At 73.2% G+C, this 26386-nt stretch carries 30 protein-coding genes; 11 read left to right on the forward strand and 19 right to left on the reverse strand.

Annotated elements, in window-relative coordinates; all coding sequences use genetic code 11:
- Positions 1–40 precede the first annotated feature (40 nt).
- Positions 41–874, forward strand: coding sequence for an enoyl-CoA hydratase/isomerase family protein (locus AC1UE4_RS07525; RefSeq protein ID WP_482916604.1), 834 nt, complete (start codon positions 41–43; stop codon positions 872–874).
- Between the two features lie 13 nt (positions 875–887).
- On the opposite strand, the gene AC1UE4_RS07530 is transcribed toward AC1UE4_RS07525, so the two are convergent.
- From AC1UE4_RS07530 to AC1UE4_RS07555, 6 genes are all read right to left on the reverse strand, one after another.
- Positions 888–1082, reverse strand: coding sequence for a hypothetical protein (locus AC1UE4_RS07530; protein WP_482916605.1), 195 nt, complete (start codon positions 1080–1082; stop codon positions 888–890).
- A 30-nt stretch (positions 1083–1112) separates the two neighbouring features.
- On the reverse strand, positions 1113–1325 hold the full coding sequence (locus tag AC1UE4_RS07535; protein ID WP_482916606.1) for an anti-sigma factor: 213 nt from the start codon (positions 1323–1325) through the stop codon (positions 1113–1115).
- Positions 1319–1945, reverse strand: a complete 627-nt coding sequence (locus AC1UE4_RS07540; RefSeq protein ID WP_482916607.1) for an RNA polymerase sigma factor — start codon at positions 1943–1945, stop codon at positions 1319–1321. Before AC1UE4_RS07540 ends, AC1UE4_RS07535 begins: the two co-directional genes overlap by 7 nt.
- A complete protein-coding gene (locus tag AC1UE4_RS07545) occupies positions 1942–2382 on the reverse strand; it encodes a hypothetical protein (protein WP_482916608.1) in 441 nt (146 codons plus the stop codon). The genes AC1UE4_RS07540 and AC1UE4_RS07545 overlap by 4 nt, the downstream gene beginning before the upstream one ends.
- 65 nt (positions 2383–2447) lie before the next feature.
- On the reverse strand, positions 2448–3401 hold the full coding sequence (locus AC1UE4_RS07550; RefSeq protein ID WP_482916609.1) for a TIGR03557 family F420-dependent LLM class oxidoreductase: 954 nt from the start codon (positions 3399–3401) through the stop codon (positions 2448–2450).
- A gap of 22 nt (positions 3402–3423) precedes the next feature.
- Positions 3424–4308: a Rieske (2Fe-2S) protein gene (locus tag AC1UE4_RS07555; protein ID WP_482916610.1), complete on the reverse strand. Its 885-nt coding sequence runs from the start codon at positions 4306–4308 to the stop codon at positions 3424–3426.
- A 71-nt stretch (positions 4309–4379) separates the two neighbouring features.
- On the opposite strand from AC1UE4_RS07555, the gene AC1UE4_RS07560 reads away from it, so the two are divergent.
- Complete coding sequence (locus AC1UE4_RS07560) at positions 4380–5105, forward strand: Crp/Fnr family transcriptional regulator (RefSeq protein ID WP_482916611.1); 726 nt, start codon at positions 4380–4382, stop codon at positions 5103–5105.
- An 8-nt stretch (positions 5106–5113) separates the two neighbouring features.
- On the opposite strand, the gene AC1UE4_RS07565 is transcribed toward AC1UE4_RS07560, so the two are convergent.
- Together AC1UE4_RS07565 and AC1UE4_RS07570 are read right to left on the reverse strand one after the other, a co-directional pair.
- Positions 5114–6112: an SDR family oxidoreductase gene (locus AC1UE4_RS07565; protein WP_482916612.1), complete on the reverse strand. Its 999-nt coding sequence runs from the start codon at positions 6110–6112 to the stop codon at positions 5114–5116.
- Positions 6109–6822 (reverse strand): DUF1990 family protein, encoded by a 714-nt coding sequence (locus tag AC1UE4_RS07570; protein WP_482916613.1) that lies wholly within the window; start codon positions 6820–6822, stop codon positions 6109–6111. The genes AC1UE4_RS07565 and AC1UE4_RS07570 overlap by 4 nt, the downstream gene beginning before the upstream one ends.
- Positions 6823–6865: 43 nt before the next feature.
- Between AC1UE4_RS07570 and AC1UE4_RS07575 the strand changes: the two genes are divergently transcribed.
- From AC1UE4_RS07575 to AC1UE4_RS07590, 4 genes are all read left to right on the forward strand, one after another.
- On the forward strand, positions 6866–7090 hold the full coding sequence (locus tag AC1UE4_RS07575) for a hypothetical protein (RefSeq protein WP_482916614.1): 225 nt from the start codon (positions 6866–6868) through the stop codon (positions 7088–7090).
- A gap of 63 nt (positions 7091–7153) precedes the next feature.
- Positions 7154–7738: a response regulator gene (locus AC1UE4_RS07580; protein ID WP_482916615.1), complete on the forward strand. Its 585-nt coding sequence runs from the start codon at positions 7154–7156 to the stop codon at positions 7736–7738.
- Positions 7735–8880, forward strand: a complete 1146-nt coding sequence (locus tag AC1UE4_RS07585; RefSeq protein WP_482916616.1) for a sensor histidine kinase — start codon at positions 7735–7737, stop codon at positions 8878–8880. The genes AC1UE4_RS07580 and AC1UE4_RS07585 overlap by 4 nt, the downstream gene beginning before the upstream one ends.
- Before the next feature lie 98 nt (positions 8881–8978).
- Positions 8979–9209 (forward strand): hypothetical protein, encoded by a 231-nt coding sequence (locus AC1UE4_RS07590; protein ID WP_482916617.1) that lies wholly within the window; start codon positions 8979–8981, stop codon positions 9207–9209.
- Here the strand turns inward: AC1UE4_RS07590 and AC1UE4_RS07595 are convergent.
- A complete protein-coding gene (locus AC1UE4_RS07595) occupies positions 9196–10572 on the reverse strand; it encodes an alkaline phosphatase PhoX (protein ID WP_482916618.1) in 1377 nt (458 codons plus the stop codon). The two genes, AC1UE4_RS07590 and AC1UE4_RS07595, sit on opposite strands and share 14 nt — an antisense overlap.
- Before the next feature lie 162 nt (positions 10573–10734).
- On the opposite strand from AC1UE4_RS07595, the gene AC1UE4_RS07600 reads away from it, so the two are divergent.
- Positions 10735–12429 carry a hydroxysqualene dehydroxylase gene (locus AC1UE4_RS07600; RefSeq protein WP_482916619.1) on the forward strand — a complete coding sequence of 565 codons (1695 nt, stop codon included), beginning with the start codon at positions 10735–10737 and terminating at the stop codon, positions 12427–12429.
- A 49-nt stretch (positions 12430–12478) separates the two neighbouring features.
- On the opposite strand, the gene AC1UE4_RS07605 is transcribed toward AC1UE4_RS07600, so the two are convergent.
- Both AC1UE4_RS07605 and AC1UE4_RS07610 read right to left on the reverse strand, forming a co-directional pair.
- Positions 12479–12877, reverse strand: a complete 399-nt coding sequence (locus tag AC1UE4_RS07605) for a hypothetical protein (RefSeq protein ID WP_482916620.1) — start codon at positions 12875–12877, stop codon at positions 12479–12481.
- A 47-nt stretch (positions 12878–12924) separates the two neighbouring features.
- Complete coding sequence (locus AC1UE4_RS07610; protein WP_482916621.1) at positions 12925–13143, reverse strand: hypothetical protein; 219 nt, start codon at positions 13141–13143, stop codon at positions 12925–12927.
- Positions 13144–13224: 81 nt separating this feature from the next.
- Between AC1UE4_RS07610 and AC1UE4_RS07615 the strand changes: the two genes are divergently transcribed.
- A complete protein-coding gene (locus AC1UE4_RS07615; protein WP_482916622.1) occupies positions 13225–13956 on the forward strand; it encodes an ImmA/IrrE family metallo-endopeptidase in 732 nt (243 codons plus the stop codon).
- Here AC1UE4_RS07615 and AC1UE4_RS07620 read toward each other — a convergent pair.
- From AC1UE4_RS07620 to ypfJ, 4 genes are all read right to left on the reverse strand, one after another.
- Entirely contained in the window at positions 13953–14573 is a 621-nt protein-coding gene (locus AC1UE4_RS07620) for a hypothetical protein (RefSeq protein ID WP_482916623.1), read from the reverse strand. The genes AC1UE4_RS07615 and AC1UE4_RS07620 overlap by 4 nt on opposite strands.
- Complete coding sequence (locus AC1UE4_RS07625) at positions 14570–15196, reverse strand: RNA polymerase sigma factor (protein ID WP_482916624.1); 627 nt, start codon at positions 15194–15196, stop codon at positions 14570–14572. Before AC1UE4_RS07625 ends, AC1UE4_RS07620 begins: the two co-directional genes overlap by 4 nt.
- Before the next feature lie 65 nt (positions 15197–15261).
- A complete protein-coding gene (locus tag AC1UE4_RS07630; protein ID WP_482916625.1) occupies positions 15262–15894 on the reverse strand; it encodes a PilZ domain-containing protein in 633 nt (210 codons plus the stop codon).
- Positions 15895–16004: 110 nt separating this feature from the next.
- Positions 16005–16898 (reverse strand): KPN_02809 family neutral zinc metallopeptidase, encoded by an 894-nt coding sequence (gene ypfJ / locus AC1UE4_RS07635; protein WP_482916626.1) that lies wholly within the window; start codon positions 16896–16898, stop codon positions 16005–16007.
- 92 nt (positions 16899–16990) lie between these two features.
- On the opposite strand from ypfJ, the gene AC1UE4_RS07640 reads away from it, so the two are divergent.
- Complete coding sequence (locus AC1UE4_RS07640) at positions 16991–18169, forward strand: NAD(P)/FAD-dependent oxidoreductase (protein WP_482916627.1); 1179 nt, start codon at positions 16991–16993, stop codon at positions 18167–18169.
- A 10-nt stretch (positions 18170–18179) separates the two neighbouring features.
- Complete coding sequence (locus tag AC1UE4_RS07645) at positions 18180–19595, forward strand: hypothetical protein (RefSeq protein WP_482916628.1); 1416 nt, start codon at positions 18180–18182, stop codon at positions 19593–19595.
- 3 nt (positions 19596–19598) lie between these two features.
- Here AC1UE4_RS07645 and AC1UE4_RS07650 read toward each other — a convergent pair whose 3' ends face one another.
- A complete protein-coding gene (locus AC1UE4_RS07650; RefSeq protein WP_482916629.1) occupies positions 19599–20705 on the reverse strand; it encodes an HD-GYP domain-containing protein in 1107 nt (368 codons plus the stop codon).
- A gap of 175 nt (positions 20706–20880) precedes the next feature.
- Here AC1UE4_RS07650 and AC1UE4_RS07655 point away from each other — a divergent pair, with 175 nt between their 5' ends.
- Positions 20881–21807 (forward strand): glucosyl-3-phosphoglycerate synthase, encoded by a 927-nt coding sequence (locus tag AC1UE4_RS07655; protein ID WP_482916630.1) that lies wholly within the window; start codon positions 20881–20883, stop codon positions 21805–21807.
- A 37-nt stretch (positions 21808–21844) separates the two neighbouring features.
- Here the strand turns inward: AC1UE4_RS07655 and AC1UE4_RS07660 are convergent, their stop codons facing one another.
- The 3 genes from AC1UE4_RS07660 to AC1UE4_RS07670 form a co-directional block, all read right to left on the reverse strand.
- Complete coding sequence (locus AC1UE4_RS07660) at positions 21845–23350, reverse strand: serine/threonine protein kinase (RefSeq protein WP_482916631.1); 1506 nt, start codon at positions 23348–23350, stop codon at positions 21845–21847.
- An 85-nt stretch (positions 23351–23435) separates the two neighbouring features.
- Positions 23436–24794, reverse strand: a complete 1359-nt coding sequence (locus tag AC1UE4_RS07665) for a COG1470 family protein (RefSeq protein WP_482916632.1) — start codon at positions 24792–24794, stop codon at positions 23436–23438.
- Between the two features lie 11 nt (positions 24795–24805).
- Complete coding sequence (locus AC1UE4_RS07670) at positions 24806–26194, reverse strand: hypothetical protein (protein ID WP_482916633.1); 1389 nt, start codon at positions 26192–26194, stop codon at positions 24806–24808.
- Positions 26195–26386: the final 192 nt, after the last annotated feature.

Here is a 26386-nt window from a genome sequence, read left to right on the forward strand (position 1 = left end):
CGGTTGGCATCGGCCACAGCGCCCCGGAGGATCGACCGCCATGAGCGTCTGGGAAGTCGAAGAGCGCGGCGACGGCATCCTCATCGCCGCCCACAACAACCCGCCGTACAACTACTTCATCGGCGAGTCCGCGGCGGGCCTCGCGGAGATGCTGCCGCGCTGGCGCGAGCCGGACGTGCGCGTCGTGATCCTCACCGGCGCCGTCCCCGACCGGTACATCACGCACTACAGCGTCGAGGAGCTGGTCGACCTCGCCGAGGACCGCGAGGACCTCATCCGCCGGTCGAACGACCTCATCTACGGCTGGCACACCCTGCTGCAGCAGCTGCGGTTCCTCGACAAGCCGATCATCGCCGCGATGACCGGGACGACGGGCGGCGGCGGCCTCGAGCTGTCGCTCAACTGCGACATCCGCGTCATGCAGCGCGGCGACTACATGCTCGGCTTCCCCGAGGCGTCGCTCGGGATCCTGACCGGCACCGGGTCGCAGCTGCTCGCAAGAGCGATCGGCCGCAGCCGTGCGCTCGACTTCCTCCTGCGCAGCCGCTACGTCTCGCCCGAGGGCGCGCTCGAGCTCGGCATCGTCAACGAGCTCGCCGACGACGCCAAGGCGCGCGCGATCGAGATCGCCGAGCGGCTCGCGAAGGGGTCCGCCGTCGCGCTCGCCGCCGCCAAGCGGTCGGTCGTCCTCGGCGCGAACCTCCCGCTGCAGGAGGGCGTCCGCGTCGAGGCGGAGGAGTGGCTGAAGACGATCGTCACCGAGGAGGCGATCGACCTCATGCGCGACTACGTCGCCCAGCCGTTCGAGGAGCGGCTCGACTGGGTGCGCGACCACGGCGCCTGGCCGGAGCCGGGCGCCGCGACCGGCAGCTAGCGCGGGCGGCGCGTCAGGTCTTGTCGCCCTGCGTCGTCCCCTCCTCGCCGCCGGCCTCGCGCTCGGCGGCGTGGCGGCCGGGGTGGTCCTTCGGCAGGTCGTGGGGGTTGATCTCGTCGTGCGCCTCGGGCGTGTCGCCCAGCGGCGTCTCGTCGTCGGGGGTGGCCGGCCCGAGGGGCTCGTCGCTCTGCTTGTCGTGCTCGTCCATGGGCAGCAGTTGCCCCGCGGACGCGGTTCCCTACCGGTCGTCCCCCCGCGCGACGAGGTCGCGCAGGGAGGCGTGGTCCTCGGCGCACGCCGGGCAGCCGCGTAGATGAGCCGCGAACGCGGGCATCCGCTCGGCGGCGTCGCCGTGCAGCACCTCGCGGTCGACGTACTCGTCGAGCCGCGCGAAGCACTCCTCGCACGACACCTCCGGCTCGGCCGGGCCGAGCAGCCGGTCAGTCAGCATGCCGCTCCTCCTCCGAGATCGTGTCCTTCGCGTTCCAGCTCGGCGCGTAGCTTGCGCCGGGCGTCGTGGAGCGACTTGTAGAGCGCGCCGCGGGTGCTGCCGAGCCGCTCGGCCAGCACGTCGATCGGCACGCCGCGGACGGCGAGCGCCACGAGCACGTCGCGCTGGTGCGGCGTGAGCTTCGTGGCGACGAGCCGCTTGATCGCCGCCAGCAGCTCGGCGCGCTCGACCTGCTCTCCCGGCGAGCTGCCGCCGGCGGTCATCGCCAGCCAGCCGTCCGCGTCGATGACGACCTCGCGGTGCTGCCACGCGCGCCGCCGCAGCCGCACCGACGTCTCGTAGAGCGCGAACTTGTACGCCCAGGTCGTGAAGCGGCTGCGCCCGCCGAACTCATCGAGCTTGGCCATGACGGCGACGAACGCGTCCGCGGCGGCCTGCTCGGCCAGGTCGTCGGCGGTCTCGCCGCGCACGTGCGCGAGCGCGCCGGGCCGCCGCGCGATCTCGAACCGCGCGGCGCGCAGCAGCAGCGCGTGCAGCTCCCGCTCCGCCCGCTCGCGGTCCGGGCCATCGCCCTGCAGGCGCTCGGGCAGCGACTCACGGGATGCGAGCGGCGCGATCACGACCGGCGATCGTACGCCCATGCGAGGCGGGTGAGGGTCAGGGCGGCGAGCATGAGCCCGAAGTCGCGCAGCGCGACGTCGTAGTAGCCGGACAGCGTCAGCAGGTTGAAGATGATCCCGCCGAGCCACGCGGCGACGAGCGGCGCGCCGAAGCGCGGGCGCACCGCCACGATGAGTCCGGCGAGGATCTCGATGACGCCGACGATGTGCATCGCGTCGTGCCCGTCGCCGGGGATGATGTCGTTCGCCCACGGCGCGAGGTACTGCGGCCAGTCGACGAGGACGTCGAAGAACTTGTCGAGCCCGAACGCGATCGGCGCGACGGTGAACGCGATGCGCAGGAGCAGGTACGCCTGCTCGCCCGCATCGCGGTCGAGGATGCCCGCGCGCGTCGTGGCGCGGGATCCGGCGGTGGGTGCAGCGGCGTGAGTGGACATGTGGGCCTCCGAGTCGAGATCTCTGCTGGTGACCCGTTGGCGTCCGCCCGCGCCCGTTCCTTACGTCAGTGGAAGCGAGGCAGGACGTCCTTCTCGTAGGCCTCGAAGAACGCCTCATGACCGCTGCCGATCTGCGAGATGAAGAGGTGGTCGACGCCCGCGTCGGCGAACTCCTGGATCGCCGCGACGTGCTCCTCGAGATCGGGGCCGCACGGCAGCGACTCCGCGATGATCTCGTCGGTCACGAGCTCCGCGGCCTGCTCGAAGTGGGCGGGGTTCGGCAGCACCTGCGCCAGCTCCCCCGGGATCCCCTCGGTCGGCCAGATCCGCCGCACGGTCTTCACGGCCTCGTCGCGGTCGGGGCCGAAGCAGACCTTCGTGCCCGCCTCGACCGTCTTGTCGCCGCCGCCCCCGTCGCGGAAGCGCTTGATGTGCTCCGCCTCCGGCGTCGTGGTGACGAAGCCGTCGCCGACGCGCGCGGCGAGGTCGATCGCCTTCGGCCCGAAGCCGGAGACGAGGATCGGCGGCGGCTCGCCGGGCAGCGTGTAGAGCCGCGCGTTCTCGACGCGGTAGTGGGGCCCCGTGTGCTCGATCTGCTTGCCGCTCCACAGCTTGCGGATGACGTCGATCGCCTCCTCCAGCATCTCGAGCCGCACGTTCGCCGACGGCCACGCGTCGCCGAAGATGTGCTCGTTCAGCGCCTCGCCCGTTCCGACGCCGAACCGGAAGCGCCCCTCGAGCATCACCTGCGACGTCGCCGCCGCCTGCGCGATGACCGCGGGATGGATCCGCACGGTCGGGCACGTCACGGCCGTCGTCACCGTCATCCGCTCCGTCGCCTGCGCGAGCGCGCCGATGACCGACCACACGAACGCGCTCTCGCCCTGCGACTCGGTCCACGGGTGGTAGTGGTCGGAGATCCACAGGCCGTCGAAGCCCGCCCGTTCCGCGAGCCGGGCCTGCCGCAGGAGCTCGGCGGGAGCGAACTCCTCGCACGAGAGGAAGTAGCCGATGCGCATCGTCCGGCCCTACCCGCCAGCGTCAGTTCACGAAGTCCTGCCGGCGGCGCACCTCGATGCGGCCCCCCTGCTCGCGCACGTCGAAGGCGGGCTGCGGGCTGCTCGCCGGCCCGCGCTCGATCCCGCCGTCCTCGAGGCGGAACCGGCTGCCGTGGCAGCCGCACTCGATGACCTCGCCGTCGAGCTTGCCCTTCGCCAGCGAGCACCCGCGGTGCGAGCAGCGGTCGTGGATCGCACGCACCCGGCCGCCGCTGCGGACGAGCAGCACCGGCGTGCCCGCCGCGTCGCCGGTCGCCGGCGCGTTCTCGCCGACGATGCCGGCGCCCTCGACGGGCGTCCAGTCGAGGGGGCCGCGGTCGAAGATCGTGTTGTCGACGCCCACGCCGCGCGCGAACGAGAGGTGCGCGCCGAGGTAGCCGCCGGCCCCGAGCGCGCCGGCGCTGGCCAGCGACAGCGCGACGCCCCGCCCGCGGTCGCCGCGCCGGCGCGCGGCGAGCGACGCGGTCTGCAACCCGGCGGCGACGAGGTTGCTCAGCGCGTGGATGACGCCGATCCGCCGCGTGCCGTCGGAGACCGGCTCGGTGTCGGCCCAGTCGAGCGCGCCGCTCGCCGCGGTCGGCAGGTAGGCGGCCAGCCCAGTGCCGATCAGGCGCTGCGTCGCCTCGCCGTCGCGGTCCCCGCCGAGGAGATCGAGGAGGAGCGCGCTGGTCCACGTCCCGATGACGACGTCGGTGAGCAGCGGATGGAGGCTGTGGCCGAGCGGCGCGCCGGCGAGCGCGTCACGCGCGGGACCCGGCCCGAAGAGGTTCCGGACCTGCTTGGCGACGGCCTTCGCGGCGGGATCCAGGGCGCCGATGCGCCCGAGGCCTTCGGTGAGCTCGTGCAAGACGACGGCGCGACGTGGCATGGCGGCAGCCCTACCCACAAGCGCACCGCGGATCTCCGCAAGGTTCGGCGCGCACGGGGTAGGAGGTGCCCATGGGCCGTGCGGACGCCGTGCGTGTGTTCGAAGCGGACTCGGACCTGCTGGCCGGGGTGGACGAGCCGCACGCGTCGGTGCTGCGCCGGCGGGTCGTCGCCCCCCGCCTGCACGTCGACCCCGGCCCATGGGAGCCGCCGGCCGCATGCCGCGAAGGCTTCGTCGGGCTGATCGTGCTGGACGGGCTGCTCCTGCGCACCGTCGTGCTGCGCGGGCGCCCGTGCCCGGAGCTGCTCGGCCCCGGCGACCTGCTGCGGCCGTGGGACGAGCCGGCCAGCTCGATCGAGCACGAGCGCGGGTTCGTCGCTCTCGAGCGGACGAGCGTCGCCGTGCTCGACGGTTCGTTCGCCGCGGTCGCCGGACGCTTCCCCTCGATCTTCGACGTCCTGCTCCGCCGCACGAGCGAGCGCGCGCGATCGCTGGCCCTGACGCTCGCCATCGTCCACATGCGTCGCGCCGAGGACCGCCTCACCGCGTGCCTGTGGCATCTCGCGGACCGCTGGGGCCGCGTCACGCCGGAGGGCGTCCACCTGCCGCTGCGCCTGACGCAGGAGCTGCTCGCCCAGCTCACCTGCGTCCGCCGCCCCACGGCGTCGACGTCGCTGAGCCGCCTGTGCGAGAAGGGCGAGATCGCCCGCCGCCCGGACGGGACGTGGCTGCTGCGCGGCCTCCCGCCCTCGGGCACGTCGGACGACCGGGAAGCGGCGCTCGAGCCCGCGGTCTGACCGCGCAGTCAGCGCCGCAGCAGCGCACGAAGCGCCAGCGCGCCACCGCCGGCCGCCGCCGCGCCGAGCAGGCGCCACTTGTGCATCGCCGCCCACACCTCGGGCGCGAACGTCGTCGCCTGATCGTCGAAGAGGCCGTGCGAGCCGCGGTCGGCGTCGTCGTCGAGCACGTCGAACAGGTAGTCGCGGCGGTTCGGGTCGAGCGGCTTGCCGGGCATCTGCTGCCCGTCGTAGGCGTTGCGCGCGAGGTAGCGGTCCTCGTACCCCGGCGCGAACCAGTTGCCGAGGATCGTCTTGATGGTCGCCCGGCCCACCCACAGCTCGCGCCGCGGGTGGTCGGAGATCCACACGATCGCGTTGGCGGCGACCTCCGGCTGGTAGACCGGCGGCACCGGCTGCGGATGATTGCGCAGGCCGCGCACGCGGACCCAGCCGAACTGCGTCGTGTTGAGCCCCGGCAGCTGGACCATCGAGAACTTCACGGCCGAGCCGTCGTGCAGCAGCTCGGACCGCAGCGACTCGGCGAACCCCTGGATGCCGTGCTTCGCGCCGCAGTACGACGCCTGCAGGGGGATCCCGCGGCGTGCGAGGGCGGAACCGACCTGCACGACGTGGCCGCGGTCGCGGGCCCGCATCCGCTTGAGCGCCGCCATCGCGCCCCACACGCTCCCGAGGTAGGTGACCTCGACGACGCGGCGGTACTCCTCCGGCGTCGTCTCCGACACCGGCGCGAGGATCGCCGTCATCGCGTTGTTGACCCAGACGTCGATCGGGCCGAGCTCGCGTTCGACGCGGTCCGCGGCCGCCTCGACCGCCTCGGCGTCCGAGACGTCGACCGGCACGACGAGCGCGCGCCCGCCCGCCGCCTCCACGTCGCGCGCCGCCGCCTCGAGGCCGGCGCGTCCGCGGGCGAGCAGCGCGACCGCATCGCCGCGCCCTGCGAACGCGATCGCCGTCGCGCGGCCGACACCGGCCGACGCACCGGTCACCACCACCACCTTGCTCATCGGACCGCCTCCGCCGCGACGACGCGCGTCTCGATGTCGAGCGGCCCGTCGCGCCGCCCGCCGAACTTCTTCACGACCTTCTCCAGAACCGACGTCCACATGTGCAGCTGGACCTCCTTGGCCATCCGCAGGCGATGGTGCATGACGTCGGATGCGAGATCGCCGGGGCGCGACCACGACTCGATCTCGAAGACGAGCCGCCCGTCCTCGTCGCGAGCGCGCCACTCGATCTGCCCCGCCTCGATGTGGCCCTCGAGCGTGATGAAGCGGAACGACGCGCGCGTCACCTCGACGACGCGGACCGGCCCGTCCCACGGCCCCGGCATCCGGACGGTGTGCTCGTCGCCGGCCTCCATGCGCCCGTCCGGGCCCTTCGTCTTCGCGAAGTGCGCGAGCGCCTTGGGCACCACGACGTTCGGGTTCTCCTTGATCTCGGCCATCACCGCCACGGCGTCCGCCTGCGGATCGCGGACGGCGATGCGGTAGCGCCGGCGCAGGTAGGCGCCGCTGCCCTCGGGCACGGGCTGCACCTCGCGCTGGTCGGCGCCGGGAGGCAGCTCCGGCGGCCGGTCCTCCTCCCAGCTGCCCTCGAGCTCGCGCCGGTGGATCGGCGTGGTCCGCCAGACGTACGCGAAGCTCGTCACGAACAGACCGAACGGCCAGCGGGCGGCGCCCGCGAGGAGATGCGCGGGTGACGGAGAGCGCGGCATGGCGGGAGGCCTACCCGGCCCGGCGCCCGGGTAGGAGCCCACCGTGCTCGCGCATCTGCTCTCGCGCGTCGGCCTCCGCGGCTGGCACCTGCACTCCACGTCGCTCGGCACGATCGGGCTCTGCCTGGGCTTGTGGATCCGCGCGAAGACCGTCGACCAGGACGAGCGCGGCAACGCGGAACGGCGGGCGCTCTTCGTGGGCCTCTGGCCGCCGATGTTCTGGCTGATCGGCGACGCGGTCGAGCGGCACGCGCGACGTCGCCGCTGAGCGTGCCTTAAGCCGGAGCCGCTACCTCTGAGATGGACCACCTCGTTCCCCCCGGAGGCCGCCGTGATCCAGCTCGTGCTCGTCGACGACCATCCCGCCCTGCGGGCGGGCCTGATGGGCGTGCTCCGCGCGGAGCCGGGTCTCGTGCCGCTCGACGCCGTGTCCTCCGCGGAGGAGCTGTGGCCCGTCCTGTCGCGCGCCAAGCCGCAGGTCGTCCTCGTCGACTACCACCTGCCCGGCGAGGACGGGCTCTCGCTGGCGCGGCGGATCAAGCGGATCGTGCCCGCGCCCGCGGTGCTCATCTACAGCGCGTACGCGAGCAGCGCGCTGCTCGTCCCCGCGGTGGTCGCCGGCGCCGACGGCGTGCTGCACAAGGGCGCGCCCGCTCCCGAGATCTACGACGCGGTGCGCGCGGTCGCGCGCGGCGAGCAGGTCATGCCGCCGATCTCGCGCGGCCTGGTCGACGAGGCGATGAACCGGCTGGACACGCGGGACATGCCGGTGCTGACGATGCGCCTCGACGGCGTCGCCCCCGGTGAGATCGCCGAGGCGCTGCGCTGGTCGGCCGAAGAGGTGGGCGCGTCGATCGACCGCATCCTCGAAGCGCTGCGCCTCGACGTCCCCACCGCCGCCGCCGCCGCACCGTGACGGCCGCGGTGGCCGGCCCCGCGCGCTGGATCACGCTGCTCGCCGCGACGCGCGTGCTCGCGGCGGCGGCGGCGATCCTGCTGCTGGCCGCCCACCGCGTCACCGACTTCGACGCGACGCTCGGGTTCGTCACCGTCGGCTGGACGGCGGTCACCCTCGGTGCCTTCACCCGCAGCCCGGCGGTCGCGCGGTCCAAGACGGCGTGGGCGATCGACGCGCTCGGCGCGCTCGTGCTCATCCGGCTCACCGACGACTGGCGCAGCCCGTTCTACGTCTTCGCGCTGACCACGCTGATCCTCCCGGCCACGACGCTTCGCTTCCGCGCGGCGTTCTTCTGGGCGGCGGCGTTCACCGCCGCCTACCTCGTCGTGGCGCTGCTCACCGAGCGGCTGCCCGAGGCGACGCTGCGCAGCACGATCCGGCTGGAGACGATCGCGACGCACCTCATGGTGCCGTTCGTGATCACGCTGTCGCTGGCGTACGCGAGCCGGGTCCTGCGCCAGCTCGCCGACGAGCGCGCCCGCGGCGAGCGGCTCGCCGTCGAGGCCGAGCGGCGGCGCATCGCGTGGGAGCTGCACGACTCGGCCAAGCAGCGCATCCACGCGGCGCACCTCGTGCTCACCGCGCTGCCGCCGCTGCCCGAGGGCCGGGCGACCGGCCTCGTCGACCAGGCGCTGTCGGAGCTGAGCGCCGCCGCCAGCGAGATGCAGAACAGCGTCTCGGAGCTGCACGAGCCGCTCGACGGCCGCCCCGTCGACGAGCTGCTGCGCGAGCGCGCGAGCCAGCTGCGGCCCGTCACGACCGCGTCGATCGAGGTCCGCGGCGCGTTGCCGCCGCTCAGTCCCCTCGTCGCCACCCACGTCTTCCGCATCGCCGCCGAGGCGCTGACGAACGCGGTCCGCCACGCGGAGGCGAGCCACATCGAGGCCGTGCTAAGCACGGACGGCGGCGACGCGATCGTCGAGGTCCGCGACGACGGCTCCGGCCTCGGCGACATCGCGCGGCCCGGCTCGAACGGCCTGCGGTCGATGCAGGGCCGCGCCCGCGCGATCGGCGCGGCGCTGTCGGTCGCGTCGGAGGACGACGGAACGGTCGTCGCCCTGCGCGTCCCGGTCGGCGACGTCGCCGCCGCGCCCCGGTAGACAGCACGGCTGCGCGCCAGGACGGGACCGCGGGAACGGCCGGTCGGGTAAGCGACCGCGGGCATGGCAACGTCCCCTACGCCCTGCTCGTTCCCCTCATGCCGTCCGGCCGGCACGGGCTGCTGACCGGCTTCTACAGCGTCAGCCGCGGCCTCGGCGTCATGCTCGGCCCGCTGCTCGGCGGCGTGGCCATCTCGCTCGGCGGCGGGCTCTGGGCCGGGACCGACGGCTACGCCGCAATGTGGTTCGTCTGCGCGGCGGCGTGCCTGTTGTCGATCCCGTTCCTGCGGGGCGTGTCCGAGGAGGACGAGCGGCCTACGTCTGCTTGACCCAGGGGCCGGTGATGGCGAAGACGTGCCCCGGCGACTGGATGCACGCGAACAGCGTCTTCTTGTCGGCCGAGAACGTCGGCCCGGTGAACTCCGAGTCGCCCGCCAGCTGGTTGCGGGCGAGGAAGAACGTCTCCCCGCTCGTCGTCGAGCCGACGAGGTGGCTCGCGCCGTCGCCGTCCTCGGCGACGATCACGCCGCCGTAGGGCGAGACCGTGATGTTGTCCGGCCCGTCCGGGTCGGTGTCCTGGTCGGCGGGCGTGTACTCGAAGTGGATCTTCAGCTCGATCGTCTGGGCCTCGGGATCGAAGAACCACACCTGCCCGTCGTGCTGGTCGAGGCTGCCGTCCGAGGTGCGCGCGAACGAGCAGACGAAGTACGCGCCGCCGTCGCCCCACCACATGCCCTCGAGCTTGCGCGACCGCGTGACCGGCTGCGCGTAGGCCTGCTTGCGGGTCGACGTCGTGGCGGCGAAGCGGTCGGGCACCGGCACCCACGCGACGTCGTACGTGAGCCCGATCTCGCGCGCCGGCGAGAGGTCGGCGACGAACGAGCCGTCGGACTGCCGCGTGGCGCGCAGCGCATCGAGCGTCCCGGCGTCGTCGGCGAGCGTCCGCAGCACGCCCTTGCCGAGCGTGACGCCGGCCGGCGGCGTCCAGCGGTAGAAGAGGCCGTTCGGGCTGCCCGCGTCCTCGGTCTCGTAGATGATCCCCGTCTCCGGGTCGACGGCGACCGACTCGTGCGCGAAGCGCCCGAGCGCCCTGATCGGCTTCGGGTCGAGGTTCGCCTCGCGGTCGTGCGGGTCGACCTCGAAGACCCAGCCGTGCCGGACGCCGGAGATCGTGCTCTCCGACTCCTCGCAGGTCAGCCACGTGCCCCACGGCGAGCGGCCGCCCGCGCAGTTGTTCAGCGTGCCCGCGAGCGACACGTACTCGGTGACGCGGTTGCCGGCGCCGTCGACCTCGATGGTCGTCGTGCCGCCGCCCGCGGCGGGGTTGAACGTGAAGCCCGGCAGTGCGGGGACGCGCGGGGTGTCGCTGCCCGAGATCTCGTGGTTGACCACGAGGACCGAGCCCTTGCCGCCGCGGCGCGGGAACGCCGCCATCCCGTCCGGGTCGGCCGGCGTCGGCTGGCCGGACTCGAGCGTCGTCGCCCCGCTCTTGGCGATCAGCTTGTAGCTGAAGCCCTCGGGCAGCGCGAGGATGCCCTTCGGGTCGGGGATGAGCGGGCCGTAGCCCACGCCCTTGGAGGCGGCGGCGGCGTTGCCGTTGAACAGCAGGCCGAGGGAGCCGGTGAGCGCGAGCCCGAGGCCGCCCTGCGCACTGCGCGCGAGGAGGTCGCGGCGGGAGATGGTCGTTGCCATGGCGCCGGATGCTGTCCGCGCAACGAGCCTGCCGCGTGAAACGTCGGTGAAGTGCAACACTCCGCTTCTCGGCTTATCGGACCCGGGGAGAGCGGCGTGGGCGAAGGGGCCAGGGTCACTCGGCGGACGTTGGTGAAGCAGGGCGCGGCAGCGGGCGTTGCCGTGGCGATCGGCAGCGCGCCGACGGCGTGGGCCGCCCGCAAGCGGCGGGGGCAGACGGTCGCGGTCCTGGGCGGCGGCATGGCGGGCCTCGCGGCGGCGCATGAGCTCGCCGAGCGCGGCTTCCGCGTCACCGTGTACGAGCGCAACGCACTGGGCGGCAAGGCACGATCGATCCCCGTCGCCGGAACCGCCGCGGGCGGGCGGCGCGACCTCCCCGGCGAGCACGGCTTCCGGTTCTTCCCCGGCTTCTACCACCACGTCCCGGACACGATGCGGCGCATCCCGTTCGCGGGGAACGCGAACGGCGTGTGGGACAACCTCGTCGCGGCGAGCGGCGGCAAGTGGCTGCGCTCGGGCGACCGGCCGGACGGCGGGCCGTTCGGGATCGGCGCCGACGCGCAGCAGGCGCTGACCGTCGACGGGCTGCGCCGCAACCTCTTCGAGATCATCGGGCAGCGCGGCGTGCCGCCGCACGAGCTCGCCTACTTCGTCGAGCGCCTGATGGTGTTCCTGACGAGCTCGAACGAGCGGCGCTTCGGGCAGTGGGAGCACGTCAGCTGGTGGGACTTCATCAAGGCCGAGGGCAAGTCCGACCAGTACAAGAAGGAGATCGCCGCGGGCCTGACCCGCAACGTCGTCGCGGCGAAGGAGACGGTCGCCAGCACGCGCACGATCGGCCACATGGGCGAGGCGTTCGTGTGGAACATCATGGGCCGCGGCAACGACGGCGCGCCCGATCGCGTGCTCGACCTGCCGACGAACGAGGCCTGGATAGACCCCTGGATCGTGCACCTTCGTAAGCTCGGCGTGTCGTTCAGGACGGGCCGCGTCGTGGAGGGGCTCGACACGCGGCGCGGGCGGATCTCGGCCGCGCTGGTGCGGCACGGGCGGCGGCGCGGCCTGGTCGAGGCCGACTGGTACGTGCTCGCGATGCCGGTCGAGCGGGCGCAGAAGGTGATCGGCCCGCGCGTGCGCCGGCTCGACCCGTCCCTGGAGCTGATCGACGAGCTCTTCGTCGACTGGATGGCCGGCATCCAGTTCTACCTGCGCCGCCGGCCCGGCATCACGCACGGCCACCTGACGTTCCTCGACAGCCCGTGGGCGCTGACCGCGCTGACGCAGGCGCAGTTCTGGACCGAGAAGGACTTCGCGCGCAGCTACGGCGACGGGTCGGTCGTCGACTGCCTGTCGGTCGACATCTCCGACTGGGACACACCGGGGATCCTCTTCGGCAAGCCGGCGAAGCAGTGCACCGCCGAGGAGGTGTCGAAGGAGGTGTGGGCGCAGATCAAGCAGCACCACACCGCCGCCGACCAGCTGCCGGACGACATCGTGCACTCGTGGTTCCTCGACCCCGGCATCAAGTTCGACCGCCGGCGCGGCGAGAACCGCAACGACACGCCGCTGCTCGTCAACACGGTCGGGACGTGGGACAAGCGGCCGAAGGCCCACACGAAGATCCCGAACCTCTTCCTCGCCGGCGACTACGTGCAGACCGACGTCGACCTGGCGACGATGGAGGGCGCGAACGAGTCCGGCCGCGCCGCGACCGCCGCGCTTCTGCACGCCTCGGGCTCGACCGCCGAGCCGCCGCGCATGTACACGCTCTTCGAGCCGCCCGAGCTCGCCGCCGTGAAAGCCGCGGACGCCGAGCGCTACAAGGCCGGCCAGCCGAACGCGCTCGACGTCGGGTGAGCACGGCCTCGACTGCGTCGAGATCCGGGCGCGAGCGCCGCGCAGTGCTCTAGGCGATGGCGGCCTCGTGCCGGTGGTGGTGCAGGTACTCCGACGGCCGCAGCAGCATCACGGCGGCCATCGCGACGAGCATGACGACGTGCTCGGCGGCCATGATCGTGCCGAAGGCCGGACCGGCCCCCGCCTCGTAGACGGCGATCGCGGCGGCGGTCGGCACGAGCATCGAGGCGGCCATCTCGTTCGACGCCCGCCACCCGTGCCCGCGGTACCGCATCCACGCGACCATCGGAACGGTCATCGAGACGCCCATGTTGACGAGCATCATGGTGTTGCCCTCGGGCGCCATCGCGTCGAGCGGAACGCCGAGCACGACCATGCCGGCGATCATCGCCGCGACCATCTCGGCGTAGTGGCGGAGGAAGGTCCTGAGCTTCGTTCGGGAGGTCATGGTCGCGCACGCTAAACCCCCCTGGGGTATCTAGTGTGTGACGCTGGTCAACCGCGCAGGGGATCGCCGAGCTGCGCGCGCAGCGTCGCGATCTCGGTGACGGCCATGCCGACGTACGCCTCGTGTTCGGCGGCGATCTCCCCCTCGAGATCGGCCATGTACGCCGAGTTGCCCGCGAGCCCCTCCAGCGCCGCTGCGGCACGCTCGGCCGCGAGGTCGTCGAGCCGGTGCAGATGGTCCGCCGCAGTGGTGGTCGGGACGGTCATGTCGATCCTGTCCGCGGCTCGTCCCCGCCGTTACGCGTCGCTCTCATGGCGACGACTCCCGGGAACGCCGATGATGGGGTCGTGGCGAGCATCGACACGAACCGCGGCGCGAAGCGGGCGCGGGAGGCGCGCAGGGAGCTCGGGCTGCATCCGGTCGAGCCGCTCCCGTGCCTGCTGACCGTCGTGGAGGAGCGGTTGCGGCTGCCGGTCGTGGTCGCGCGGCTCGCCGACGACCTCGCGGGCGCGTGCTACCGCGACGCGGGGTCGGCGATCCTGTGGGTCAACGGGGAGCATCCGCGCACCCGCCAGCGGTTCACGCTCGCGCACGAGGTCGGCCACGTCTGGTGCGAGCACGACGGCGCGTCGGAGGTCGAGTCGATCCGGACCATCTCCGGAAGGACGACGAACCCCCTCGAGATCCAGGCCAACGCGTTCGCCGGCGAGTTCCTGATCCCGAGAGCGGCCGCGCTGGAGCTCTTCGACGGGCGGGAGCCCAACCTCGACGAGGTCGTGCTGCTCGCCGCCGCGTACGGGGTCTCCGCCTTCGCCGCGCTCATCCGGCTCGAGGGCGCGGACCTCGTCTCCGAGGCACGCGGCCGCCGGCTGCGCGCGGAGATCGAGGAGGGCGAGCACCTAGCTGCGCTGCGACGCCTGGCGCCGCAGGAGGTCGGCGATCGCCTCGCCGCGATCGAGGGCCTCCCCTACCTCTCGCCGTCGCTGGACGGCTCGCTCCTCGCGGCGGTGCTGCGCGGCGACGTGCCGGCCGGGCCGCTCGGCCCGGCCATCGCCGCCATCGGCGCCTCGGCGCGCTAGGCGTCGGGGCCGCCGAGGAAGAGCCGGTCGAGCTCGTCCATCCGCTCCGGCGCCGGGGTCATCGCGGCGCGCGACAGCGCCTCGATGTCCGGTAGCGCGGCCGCGCCGGCGTCGCGATCGGCGCGGAACAGCGTCGCGGCGGCCGGCGCCGCGAACGCATCGGCGGGCGCGCCCAGCACGCCGCGCAGCGCGTCGAGCACGCGGCGCGAGACGCGGTCGGGGCCGAGCGATCCGTCCTCCATGCGCGCGAGGTACGCGGCCGTCCGGTCGGCTCCGCCGCCGACGCGCAGCCCGAGCCGCTCGACCAGCCGCTCGGCCAGGTCGCGCACGTCCAGGCCCGCCGCTGCGCGCCACCGCATCAGTGCCGCCGGCCATGCGGTCTCGTCCTCGCCGACGGCCGCGAGCGCACGCTGCACGACCGGCGATGAGCGGATCTCCGTGCGCGCCGCCTCGCTGTAGCGCGGCGGCGGCGCGGTCTCGAGCCACACGGTCAGCTGGTCGGCCAGCTCGTCGCGCTCGGCGTCGCCGACGCGGTCGAGGTACTCGTGGACGCGCGGGCGCCGCCCGGCGTTCCACGCGTCGATGAAGTCGCTGAGGACCCGGTCGATCGTGCTCATGACTCGTACTGCTCCTTGAGCTTCCGGAGGTCCTTGAGGCCGCGATGGCGGCGCTGGAAGGCGTTGTCGCGGGTGATGCCGAGCTCGGCGCAGATCTCGGGGACCTCCGCCCCGGCGAACGTCATCGCCAGCACGTCGCGGCGCGTCCCGGTGATCTGCGGCAGGGCCCAGGCGAGGAACGCGCGGACGTCGCGCTCGCTCTCGTCGGCGCGGAAGCGGCGCTCGGCCTCCTCGGCCTCGAGCGCGTCGAGCCGGCCCTCGTCGTCGCCGCGGCCGCCCGCGTCGAGCGGCACCATCACCCGGTGGCGGCGTGCGATCGACGCGCGCTGCACGTCGTGGCACGCGAAGGACGCGAGCGTCTGCGACGCCCGCACGAGCTCGCCGATCGAATGCCCCCGGAACGTCGTCATCAAGTTCGCCGCGAAGCGGATCATCGCGTGCTGGACGGCCTCGTCGTGCTCGTCGCGATCGAGGCGGCCGCGGTGGCTCGCCCCGACGAAGCCGTCCATGCGGTCGTGGAAGTCCACCACCAGCTCGCGCCACCAGCGCCGCATCGCGGCGTCATCGCCTCGCCTGCGCGCCTCGACGAACCTCCGCAGATGCTCCTCGTCGTATCGCCCCACGGGCGGGGAGTCGGGCGGTGCGGCCATCGTCTGACACGCAGCCTCGCATGTCGGCACGACGGCGCTCAGCGGTCGTGCAGGATCGCCCGAGCGCGGTGCCAGCGGATGACCGCGCGCATGATCGCGCAGCGCTCGGCCAGGCCGATCTGGTCGAACACGAGCACGAGCTCGTCTTCGTCCTGGCGGTGCAGCTCGGCGCGGCTGACGATGACGCGGCCGTCCTGGCCGAGGTCGAGCGTGACGCGGTACTCGAGCGACGAGACGTCGTGGCCGGGGCGGACGATGCGCACGCCGCCGCAGCTGAGGTCGATCGACCACGTGTCGACGTAGGAGAAGTCGCGCGTGTCGAGCGGCTCGAGGACGACCGGGGCCTCGAGCGGCGCGCGGGCGTAGAAGCGCTGCTGGCCGAGGCGGAAGTCGTCGATGAGGCGCAGCGTCAGCTCGTCGCCGCTGGCGGCCGGGGTGTCGGCGATGACCCGCAGCGCGCGCGGCGGGTCGGCGCCCTCGATCATCACGTAGCCCGTCAGCGGCGCCGCGTCGAGCGAGAAGCGGAAGGCGGCGTCGTCGTCGCCTTCGAGCAGCAGCACGATCATCGGGCCGGCGAACGCGACGACGGTCGCATGCAGCGGCCGCGTGATCCCGAGGTCGAGGATCACGGCCTGTCCCTCGTGCAGCAGTGGACGGGTCCCGAGGCGCATCGCCTTCAGATCATCGGTTGCCAGGCAACGAGATGACCGTCGGCCGCCCGCCAAGTTGGCCGAATGCGGACGCTTGTTCTACGTCCCTCGACGCCCGGCGTAGCCGGCGTTCAGACGTCGCCGGCCGAGAAGGTGTCGCACGCGGCCGCGTCGCCGTCGCGGCGGCCGCGGTCGAACCAGGCGCGCCGCTGCGCGCTCGACCCGTGCGTGAACGACTCCTCGTTGACGGACTGCCCGGCGCTGCGCTGCAGCCGGTCGTCGCCGACCGCCTCGGCCGCGGTGAACGCCTCGTCGATGTCGCCGTCGTCGAGCTGCCCCGCCGCGTAGACGCCGTGCGCCCACACGCCGGCGTAGCAGTCCGCCTGCAGCTCCTGGCGGACCGACAGCTCGTTGCGGCTGCCGGGGTCCTCGCGCATCGCGCGGTCGACGGCCGCCGACGTGCCGAGCTGACGCTGCACGTGGTGGCCCATCTCGTGCGCGATGACGTAGGCCCACGCGAAGTCGCCCGACGCACCGAGCCGCTGCTCCATCTCGCGGTAGAACGACAGATCGAGGTACACGCGCTGATCTGCCGGGCAGTAGAACGGCCCCACCGCCGACGACGCGTTCCCGCACCCGCCGGTGCTGACGGCATCGCGGAAGAGGACGAGCTTCGCGCGTTCGTACGGCTTGCCCTCCTCGTTGAAGACGCCCTGCCAGCGCTGCTGCGCATCGGTGAAGACGTACGCGCTGAAGTCCTTGAGGTCGCGGTCGGGGTCCTGCGAGGCGGGGATCGGGTCCGCGCCCGTCGCCGGCGCGGGGCCGCCGAACGGCTGGTCGATCGCGAAGCCGCCGCCCGCGCCGCCACCGCCGCCTCCCAGCACCTGGATCGCGAGGTAGACCAGCACGCCGATGAGGCCGAGCCCGCCGCCGGCCCTGCCGATCGGCAGGCCGCCCACGCCGCCGCGGCGGCCGCGTTGATCGATGACGTCCGGGCTCGAGCTCGCCCTGCGGTTCCAGCGCATGGCGAACCGTTACCCGGATCCGTACTTGTCCGCGACGCAGGTCAGCAACCCGGGCTGATGGCAACCCATGGCGCCGGGCGTAACGTCGAACCATGGCGAACCCTCACCCCCACACCAGGACGCACCGGGTCGTGATCGCGGGCGGCGGGATCGCGGGGCTCGAGGCGCTGCTGGCGCTGCGCGAGCACGCCGGCGACCGGCTCGCCATCACGCTGCTCTCCCCGTCGAGCGTCTTCTCCCTCCGCGCGCTCAGCGTCCGGACGCCGTTCGGCCGTCCCGAGGCGCGCAGCTACGACGTCGCGGCCATCGCCGCCGAGCAGGGCGCGGCGTTCGTCCACGCCGGCCTGCAGGCGGTCGACCCCGCGCACCGCATCGTGGTGACCGACCACGGCGCGCAGCTCTCGTACGACTCGCTGCTCATCGCGGCGGGCGCCGAGGCGCACCCCGTCTACGCGGAGGCGCTCACCTTCGGCGGGCCGCGCGACGCGGCCGCGATGCGCCGGCTCGTGCGCGAGGTCGAGTCCGGCCTCGTCTCCCGGATCGCCTTCGTCGTGCCGCCGCGCGCGACGTGGACGCTGCCGCTCTACGAGCTCGCACTGCTCACCGCGGGCCGCGCCCACCACGCCGGCCTGCACGTCCAGCTGACGATCGTCACGCCGGAGGACGCGCCGCTTGCCGTGTTCGGCACGGCGGCGAGCGACCGGATCGAGCACCTGCTCGACGAGGCGGGCGTCATGGTCCGCACGAGCTGCCACTGCGCGGGCGTCGCGGACCGCGCCGTGCTGACCGGCCCGACCCGCGTCGAGGTGCGCGCCGACCGCGTCGTCGCGCTGCCGCGGCTCGCCGGCCCGGCGGTCGACGGGCTGCCGTTCGATCCGGAAGGCTTCCTGCCCGTCGACCCGTACGGCCGCGTGCCCGGCGTCGAGGGCGTGTTCGGCGCGGGCGACTGCACGACGGTGCCGATCAAGCAGGGCGGGCTGGCCGCGCAGCAGGCCGGGACCGCGGCGCGCTCCATCGCGGCCGACGCGGGCCTCGACGTCCGTCCGCTGCCGTTCCGCCCCGTGCTGAACGCGAAGCTGCTCGGCGCCGCCGGGCCCGTGTACCTGCGCGAGCACATCGCCGGCGGCAGCGGCACGCACTCGGCGGCGACGGCCGAGGCGCTGTGGTGGCCGCCCTCGAAGGTGGCCGCTCCGTACCTCGCGCCGTACCTCGAGCGGCTCGACACCCGCGACCGGCGCAACGACGAACAGAAGATCGGCCCGGTGGCGTAGGCTCGCCGGCGTGCTCCGCCTCTCGCGCGCCTCTGCCTGCGCCATCGCGTTCCTCGCCCTCGGCCCCGCGGCCGCCGGGGCGGCGATCCCCGCCCCGAAGGCGCCGGTCAACAAGTTCATGGCGCCGACCCCGAACTCGAACATCCACAACGACCCGTGGATGACCGACGTGTACGCGCGCAGGGGCCCGGTCGGCCCCGCGCTCTCCACGCAGTTCGGGCCGCATCCGCCGTCGCTGTGCGGCAGCCTCACCTTCGACTCGCACGGCCGCATCGTCAGCGTCTGCCCCTCGAACGTGAGCGCGCCGACGATGCGCGTCATCGATCCGGTGTCGCTGCAGGTGCTGGCCAGCAAGCAGCTGCCGCAGGCGCAGGACCCGCCGGGCACGAAGACGTACCAGAACTTCGCGGGCGGGGGCTACTTCTTCCTCGACGATCGCGACCGCGTGTGGGTCTCGACGAAGACGAACCACCTCTTCGTGCTGGAGGTATCCGCGGACGGCACGCAGATCACGCAGACGGGCGACTTCGACCTCAGCGGCTACCTCGACAGCGACGAGCGGATCTCGTCGGCGCTGCCGGACTTCAAGGGCCGCATCTGGTTCGTCTCGAACCGCCGCGGGCGCGTCGGCGTGCTGAACACGGCGACGCGGAAGGCGCGGATCTACAACACGCGCGAGAAGATCCAGAACTCGTTCGCGGTCGACCGCACCGGCGTCTACGTCGTCTCCGAGAAGCGCCTCTACCGCTTCTGGGCGAAGGCGGACGGGCGGCCGTTCGTGCAGTGGAAGCAGCGCTACGACAACTCGGGGATCGTCAAGCCGGGCCAGGCCGACGCCGGGTCCGGGACGACGCCGACGATCATGGTCGGCGGCTTCGTCGCGATCACCGACAACGCCGACCCGATGCAGGTCGTCGTCATGCGCACGGCGATCAAGCCGAAGCGCAAGCGCAAGCGGGTCGTCTGCGAGGTGCCGGTCTTCAAGCCGGGGCTCAGCGCGACGGAGAACTCGCTGATGGGCACCGGCCGCTCGTTGTGGGTCGAGAACAACTACGGCTACCGCGACCCGTTCGGCGCGGAGTCCGAGACGGCGAGCGAGCCCGGCTTCGCGCGCGTCGACGTCAACGCGAAGGGCACCGGCTGCACGAAGCGCTGGGAGACCTACGAGCAGCGCGTTCCCACCGTCGTGCCGAAGCTGTCGGCCGCGACCGGGCTCATCTACGCGTACAGCCGCGACGTCGACCCGCTGCTGGGCAGCACGTGGTCGTTCGTCGGCATCGACGCCGAGACCGGGAAGACCGCGTTCAAGCAGGCGGTCGGGACCGGGCCGCTCTTCAACAACAACTACGCCGGGCTCGCGATCGGGCCGGACGGCTCGGCGTACCTCGGCACGTTCACCGGGATCGCCGCCCTGCGGCAGGGCTGAGCGCTAGGCCGCGAGCGGGATCGGGTCGCCGATCTCGGCGCCGCGGATCTCGTCGATCACGCCGGTCGGGCTCATGACCCGGACGGTCGGGCGGTCGGGCGCTTCCGGGTCCACCTCGGAGACGACGCCGAGGCGGCCGTCGGCCAGCGGCACCTCGATGCCGACCGGGTACGGGAAGACGACCTTGTTGAACACCTTGACGACGTCCGGGTCGAACGCGGTGCCGCTGCCCTCGCGGATGATCCGCACGCCCTCGACGGGCGCCAGCGCGCGGCGGTAGACGCGCTCTGACGTGACCGCGTCGTAGACGTCGGCGACGGCGGCGACGCGCGCGAACTCGTGGATCCGCTCGCCCGCGATGCCGTCGGGGTAGCCGCTGCCGTCGAAGCGCTCGTGGTGCTGCTTGACGACGACCTTGATGAGGAACGAGACGTTGTCGCCGAGCATCTCGACGCCGGTCACCGGGTGCTTGCGCATCTCCACCCACTCGGCGTCCGTGAGCGGGCCGGCCTTCTGCAGGATCTCGTTGGGCACGGCGAGCTTGCCGATGTCGTGCAGCAGCAGGCCGAGCGCGATCTTCGCGAGGCGCGGATCGATGTCGTCGCGGCGGACGCGGCCGGTGTAGTCCGTCCAGCCGTTCTCGCGGAACACGCGCGCCGCCAGCACCGTGCCGAGCGCGGTGACGTCGACGATGTGCTGGAGCAGGTACTTGTCGGCGCCCATCATGTCCTGCAGGTGCAGCGCGACGTCGGGCGCGTTGTGGACCTCGTCGGCGATGAGCAGCGCGACGCGGCTGAGGTCGTCGACCGTCTGGCTGGACAGCCCGCGGCCGGTCGTCAACGCCTCGGTCGCCTCGCTCAGCGCGGAGCCGACCGCCTGCATCGTCTGGCGCTCGGTGTCGGCGGTCAGCGCCCGCTCGGGGATGATCCCCTCGCTGAGCCGGTCCTCGATCCAGACGGAGTACACGCCCTTCGATCGCAGCGCCTCGACGTACTTCGGGGACAGCACGACGCCGCGCCGCAGCAGCGGCGGCCCATCGCTGCCCGGGATGTGCACGTCCTGGCCGAGGCGCGCATCCGGACCCAACGCGTCGAGCGAGATCAGGCGCATTTGCCTTCATCGTTCGGCGTATGCGCCTGAATCTGTAGCGCGGGCGATCGACGGCACGCCGATGACCAACCGTCAGTCTGACGCGTTGGCGCTCGACCGCCACGCCCCGAAGATGAAGGGTCTGTCCCCCAACGTGAAGGGACTGTCCCCCGAGTCCAGCTACGCTGCGCGCGCCGTGCCTCCCGCCGCCGAGTGGCATCGCCGCAACACGTTCCACCACGCCGCCTTCTCGGCCGGACGGCTCGCGGCCGCGCGCGAAGCGACGATGTCGGTGTGCCTTCCGGCGCGCAACGAGGCGGAGACGATCGGGACGATCCTGGACCGGCTGCTGCCGCTGGTCGACGCCGGCGCGATCGACCAGGTGGTCGTGGTGGACGACTCCACGGACGGGACCGCCGAGATCGCGCGGGCGCGCGGCGCCGAGGTCCACGACCAGTCGGCGCTGCTGCCGCAGTTCGGGCCGGTGCGCGGCAAGGGCGACGCGATGTGGAGGGCGCTCTCGGTCCTGACCGGCGACGTCGTCTGCTACCTCGACGCGGACACGCGCGACTTCTCCGAGCACTTCGCCGTCGGTCTCGTAGGCCCGCTCGCGATGGGCCGCGAGCTCGACTTCGTCAAGGGCTTCTACCGCCGGCCGCTCGAGCTGCCGGACGGCACCAAGGCGCCGGAGGGCGGCGGCCGCGTCACCGAGCTGCTCGCCCGGCCGCTCCTGAACCGCTTCCGCCCCGAGCTGGCCGGCTTCCTGCAGCCGCTCGCCGGCGAGATCGCCGCCCGGCGGGAGCTGCTCGAGCGGCTCCCCTTCGTGCTCGGCTACGGCGTCGACATCGCACTGCTCATCGACGTCTGCGACCGCGTCGGCGTCGACCGGATGGCCCAGGTCGACCTCGACGTCCGCCAGAACCGCCACCAACCGCTCGCCGACCTCGTGCCGATGGCCGCCGCAGTGCTTGCCGCCGTGACGGACCGCCTTGCCCGCGAGGGCCGCGCCGATCGCGGTGAGGACACGCTTCTCCTCCCCGCGCCTGCAGGGGGCCTCGTCGAGGCAGAGGCCCGCGTCGAGGAGCGCCCGGCGATGGCGTCGCTGCGCGCTCGCGCCGCGTAGACGCCGCGGCGACGCCGCGAAGACGCGCGATCTCGGACTAGCCGCGCGCCCTGAGCAAGCCGCCGCCCGCGCGGTAGCCGGGCTTCATCGCCCGGACGCGGTACGTCCTCGCGCCGAAGCGCTTGCGGATCACGGCCACGCCGCGCCGGTTCGTGCGGGCCTTCTTGCCGCCGACGAACACGCGCGCGCCGGCGACGCGAACCAGGCGGCCGCCGCGAACCGCGCGCACGAGGACGCGCAGCTTCGTCATCCGGCCCGTGACGACGCGGCGCGGGCTGACGGCCACGCGGAGGCGCGGGCGGGCGGTGGCGGTGCCGAGGGCGGCGCCGGCCGGGACGATCCCCTCGGCGAGCTTGCCCATCCGCATCCGCTGCGGGTGGTCGCCGACCGGGATGCTCGCGACCTCCTTCGCGGTCGCGTACGAGATCACCGAGACGCGGTCGTCGCCGCTGAACGACACGAAGCAGTACTTGCCGTCGCCGCTGTTCGTCGACCAGTACGGCTTGATCCCGTTCGCCGCCATGTGGACCGCGAAGTCCGAGCGGTCGACGATCGCCGCGTAGTCGGACATCGTGCCGGCGACGCAGAGCTTCGTGCCGTCCTGGCTCATCGACAGCCCGTGGTGCGCGGAGTCGAGCAGGTACTCGTCGCGCCGCTTCTTCGCGGCCTCCTCGCTGACGGGCAGGTTGGCGATCCGCGTGACCTTGTCGTTGACGAGGTCGTACTCCACGAACCCGTGGAAGAACGAGACCTGGAAGTAGACGAACTTCTCGTCGGGCGCGAGCGCCATCGGCCGCACCGCCGAGCTCATGTCGGGGTAGCCGGCCTCCTCCAGCTTCTGCCCCATGTTCAGCACCTTCAGGACCTCGTACGTCTTCGCGTCGACGATCTCGAAGACCCGCTCGCCCTTCGTGGCGTCCATCGAGGGATCGTCGGTCGGCGTGTACACCGTGCCGATCGACGCGTGGTAGATGAGCTTGCCGTCGGCCGAGTAGTTGCTCTCGTGCGGCTGGTCGCCCGACTCGATGCGCGCGACGATCTTGCCGTCGGCGGTGTCGATGACGTCGACGACGCCGGCGGTCGACGCGGAGACGAGCAGCCGCGTCCCGTCGGGCGAGATCGCCATGTGGTCCGCGCGCTGGCCGTCGACCTTCGTGCGCCACACGATCTTCCGCGTCGTGAGATCGAACGCGACGACGTCCGCGAGGCTCGGGCGCGACACGTAGAGGAACCGGCCGTCGTGCGACGAGAACATGTCGTCGACGAACTGGTCGTGCCCCTCCCCGACGAGCTGGCGGATCGCGAGGAAGTAGCCCTGCCGCTCGGGGTCCATGCGGATCTCCGCAAGCCGCTCTTCGAGGTCCGGGACGATGTTCAGCCGCAGGAGCTTCTGGAACGAACGCGCGTCGACGACGTCCGCGGTGCCGTCCCAGTTGTTGCCGACGTACAGCACGTCGCGCGGCGCCGCGGCCGCGACGGCGGGAAGGCAGGCGAGGAGAACGAGGAAGAGGGCGAGCGAGAGCCGCGTGCGGGGGTGGAACACGACCGGCACTGTGCCGCAGACGCACGGGACATGCGCCAGTTCCCGGCCGGCCGAAGCCCCGTCATCGCGGCGGCGCGCCGCGCGCTCACCGCTTGGCGATCCGGAACCGCAGGGTCCTGGCGGCGGACTTGTTCCCGGCGGCGTCGGCCGCGTGCACGACGAGCCGGTACGCGGCGGGCCGGAGGCGCGCCCGCGTGAGCCTCTTGCCGAGCGCGACGGGCGAGCGGCCGGCCGCGACGGACTTCGTCACCGTGGCGAGCGCGCGGCGGCGACCGGAGCGGAAGAGGCGCGCGGTGAGGCGCGACGGCTCGGACACGTCGACCCGCAGGAATCGCCGGCGGCGGTCGAGGCGGGCGGACCGCAGGACCGGCGCCGTGACGTCGGCGGCGACGGGCGGCACGACGGGCGGCGGGTTCTGCGCCGGGGGCGTGGATGACGCGCCGGTGACGGACAGCACCGCCGTCCCGGTTCGCGCGGGCTTGCCGAGCGACGTCGCGGTCACCGTCACCGGGTAGTCGCCCGCCGGCGTTCCCGCGGGGACGTCGACGCGCGCGAGGACCGTCTGCTGCGCGTCGCCGCCGAGCGGCACGCTCGTGCGGTCCAGGCTCACCGTCCCGCCGGGCGGCCCGCCCGCGACATCGAGGTCGAAGCTCGTCACGGCATCCGCCGTCCCGGTGCGCCGGGCGACGAACGGGATCGAGACCGTCGACCCGGCGGGCGCCTTCGTGTCCGCGCCGGCGAGCCCGAAATCGGTCAGCGGCGCGTCGAGGAACCCGCGCGCCGCGTCCTTGCCCGGCGAGTCGACGCAGATCGCCGTCGACCCCGCCTGGCCCTGCTGCTCGGAGAAGCCCTCGTAGAGGCTGTCGCCGCACGTCACCGGCCGGTTCGCCGGCAGCCCCGCGCCCGCATCGACGCCGCGCCCGCCGACCACGGGCCGCCAGTGCAGCGGCGACGGCAGCGGCGAGCCGTCGGCCGGGCGCGGCAGCGACGCGTCGAACGTCAGCGTCAGCGCCTGCTTGCCGAGCCGGGTGTACGCGAACGGCGTCGACAGGTAGCCCCACCACCGCTCGCCCGCCGGCGCCGGCTCCAACCGCTGCAGCTCCGCCTCGTAGCTCGTGCTGCGCGAGAAGACGAGCAGCAGCGGCGAGCCCGGGACGGTGGCGGCGATCGCCGACACCGGCGGCACCGCGCCGTCGGGCAGCCGGACGGCGAAGAGCATCTGCGTCTGGATCGACTGGTCGCCGATCGCGTCCCACAGCGACCCGTAGCTCGACGTCGCGGCGCAGCCGGGCGAGCCGTCCGCGCACGCCTGCACGGTGAACCGGATCGGGCCGAGCGAGCCCTGCTGCTCCGTGGCGGTCTGCGTGATGCCGACGCATCCGGTGGCCGCGAGCGCGACGACGGCCATGACGGCGATCGACGCGATGCTCCTCGTCGTGCTCATCGAACGTCCTCTCAGCCGCGCACGATCCTGAAGCGCAGCGTCCGCGCGGGCGACGCGTTGCCCGCAGCGTCCCGCGCCGAGATCCTCATCCGGTACGCGCCGGCAGCCAACCGGCGCCCGCCGATCCGTCCGCCGAAGGCGACGCTCGACGCGCCCGAGCGCACCGTCCGGCGCAGCGTCCCGGCCGCCTTCGCGCGGCGCTTCGCGACCACGCGCTCCACCTTCAGCGTCAGCGAGGCGGCCTCGCTCAGCGACACCTTCAGCGCGACGCCCTTCGCGCCCGCCTTGAACGACGACCGGCTCAGCTTCGCCGCCCGGATGACCGGTGCGATCGTGTCGGCCGCGTTCGGCTGCTGCACCGGCGGCGACTCCACGGGGGTCTGCACGACGGGCGGCTGCTCGGCCGCCGGCGCGACCACGGTGACGACCGCGGTGCCGGTGCGCTTCGGCTTGCCGGCCGCGGTGCCGGTGATGGTCACGGGGTAGTCGCCCGCGGGCGTCCCGGCCGGGACGTCGACCGTCGCGACGACCGGCTGCACGGCCTCGCCTCCGAGCGACGCCGTCGTCCGGTCGAGGGTCACCCTCGCGCCGGGCGGGCCACCGGCGAAGGCGAGGTCGAACGTCGTCTTGAAGTCCGGCTGGCCGGTCCGCTTGGCGAGGAACGGCATCGTGACCTGCGAACCGGCCGCGACCTTCGCGGGGGTGCCGGTGATGCCGAAGTCCGTGACGGGCGCGTCCAGGTGGCCGGAGATCGCGTCCGGCGTCGGGCCGTCGATGCAGATGCTCGTCTTCTGCGCCGTCTTGTTCTCGTAGACCGGCTTGGTCAGCGAGGCCTCGCAGCTCACGGGGCGGTTGGCGGGGAGGCCGTTCGCCGCATCGACGAGCCGCGTCCCGATGACCGGCCGCCACGGCACCGACTCGAGCGCCGGGCCGTCGGCCCCGCGCGGCAGGGGCGCGTAGAAGGTGATCGTCATGGCCTGCGCCTGCGCGAGGCCGTACGCGAACGAGCTCGAGACGTACCCGGACCAGCGCTCACCGGGCGGGGCCGGCGCGAGCCGCTCCAGCTCGGCCTCGTAGCTGGCCCAGCGCTGGAAGCTCAGCAGCGTGCCCTTGCCGGCCCAGACCCCGTTGATGAGGTCGGGAACCGGTGAGCCCTCCGGCAGCCGCACGGCGAAGAGCAGCTGGGTCGGCACCGACGTGTCCTGGTTGAGCTGCGCGTAGGCGCTCGTCGTGTTCGTCGGCGGCTGGCAGTTGGCCGAGCCGTTGGCGCACACGGTGACGCTGTACTTGACCGAGCCGAGCGACGCCGTCTGCTCGGTCGTGGCGGACTGGATGCCGACGCAGCCGGTCGAGCCGACGACGACTGCGGCGAGGACGGCGAGGAGGATGAGCTTGCGCATGAGGGGGCGGTGAGTGGGAGCGGGAGCAGGTGACTGACTGGGCGTCGAGCATGCGGGCTCCGATGGGCCGGAACAAGGACGGTTCTCCGCCACTTCGAGCCGGGCTTCCGCCAGGGCCGGGACGGGCTCCTCCAGAGTGCGCCCGGCGAGACCGCGTTGAGACTGACAACGGGCCGCGGATCGGCGATGGTC

This window comes from Parviterribacter kavangonensis, from assembly GCF_056863335.1.

Bases quoted from the DNA above. Each gene is read 5' to 3' on its own strand.
- AC1UE4_RS07525 (WP_482916604.1), top strand. From the start codon at position 41: ATGAGCGTCTGGGAAGTCGAAGAGCGCGGCGACGGCATCCTCATCGCC.
- AC1UE4_RS07530 (WP_482916605.1), bottom strand. From the start codon at position 1,082: ATGGACGAGCACGACAAGCAGAGCGACGAGCCCCTCGGGCCGGCCACC.
- AC1UE4_RS07535 (WP_482916606.1), bottom strand. From the start codon at position 1,325: ATGCTGACTGACCGGCTGCTCGGCCCGGCCGAGCCGGAGGTGTCGTGC.
- AC1UE4_RS07545 (WP_482916608.1), bottom strand. From the start codon at position 2,382: ATGTCCACTCACGCCGCTGCACCCACCGCCGGATCCCGCGCCACGACG.
- AC1UE4_RS07550 (WP_482916609.1), bottom strand. From the start codon at position 3,401: ATGCGCATCGGCTACTTCCTCTCGTGCGAGGAGTTCGCTCCCGCCGAG.
- AC1UE4_RS07555 (WP_482916610.1), bottom strand. From the start codon at position 4,308: ATGCCACGTCGCGCCGTCGTCTTGCACGAGCTCACCGAAGGCCTCGGG.
- AC1UE4_RS07560 (WP_482916611.1), top strand. From the start codon at position 4,380: ATGGGCCGTGCGGACGCCGTGCGTGTGTTCGAAGCGGACTCGGACCTG.
- AC1UE4_RS07565 (WP_482916612.1), bottom strand. From the start codon at position 6,112: ATGAGCAAGGTGGTGGTGGTGACCGGTGCGTCGGCCGGTGTCGGCCGC.
- AC1UE4_RS07570 (WP_482916613.1), bottom strand. From the start codon at position 6,822: ATGCCGCGCTCTCCGTCACCCGCGCATCTCCTCGCGGGCGCCGCCCGC.
- AC1UE4_RS07590 (WP_482916617.1), top strand. From the start codon at position 8,979: ATGCCGTCCGGCCGGCACGGGCTGCTGACCGGCTTCTACAGCGTCAGC.
- AC1UE4_RS07595 (WP_482916618.1), bottom strand. From the start codon at position 10,572: ATGGCAACGACCATCTCCCGCCGCGACCTCCTCGCGCGCAGTGCGCAG.
- AC1UE4_RS07605 (WP_482916620.1), bottom strand. From the start codon at position 12,877: ATGACCTCCCGAACGAAGCTCAGGACCTTCCTCCGCCACTACGCCGAG.
- AC1UE4_RS07610 (WP_482916621.1), bottom strand. From the start codon at position 13,143: ATGACCGTCCCGACCACCACTGCGGCGGACCATCTGCACCGGCTCGAC.
- AC1UE4_RS07620 (WP_482916623.1), bottom strand. From the start codon at position 14,573: ATGAGCACGATCGACCGGGTCCTCAGCGACTTCATCGACGCGTGGAAC.
- AC1UE4_RS07630 (WP_482916625.1), bottom strand. From the start codon at position 15,894: ATGCGCCTCGGGACCCGTCCACTGCTGCACGAGGGACAGGCCGTGATC.
- ypfJ (WP_482916626.1), bottom strand. From the start codon at position 16,898: ATGCGCTGGAACCGCAGGGCGAGCTCGAGCCCGGACGTCATCGATCAA.
- AC1UE4_RS07640 (WP_482916627.1), top strand. From the start codon at position 16,991: ATGGCGAACCCTCACCCCCACACCAGGACGCACCGGGTCGTGATCGCG.
- AC1UE4_RS07650 (WP_482916629.1), bottom strand. From the start codon at position 20,705: ATGCGCCTGATCTCGCTCGACGCGTTGGGTCCGGATGCGCGCCTCGGC.
- AC1UE4_RS07665 (WP_482916632.1), bottom strand. From the start codon at position 24,794: ATGAGCACGACGAGGAGCATCGCGTCGATCGCCGTCATGGCCGTCGTC.
- AC1UE4_RS07670 (WP_482916633.1), bottom strand. From the start codon at position 26,194: ATGCGCAAGCTCATCCTCCTCGCCGTCCTCGCCGCAGTCGTCGTCGGC.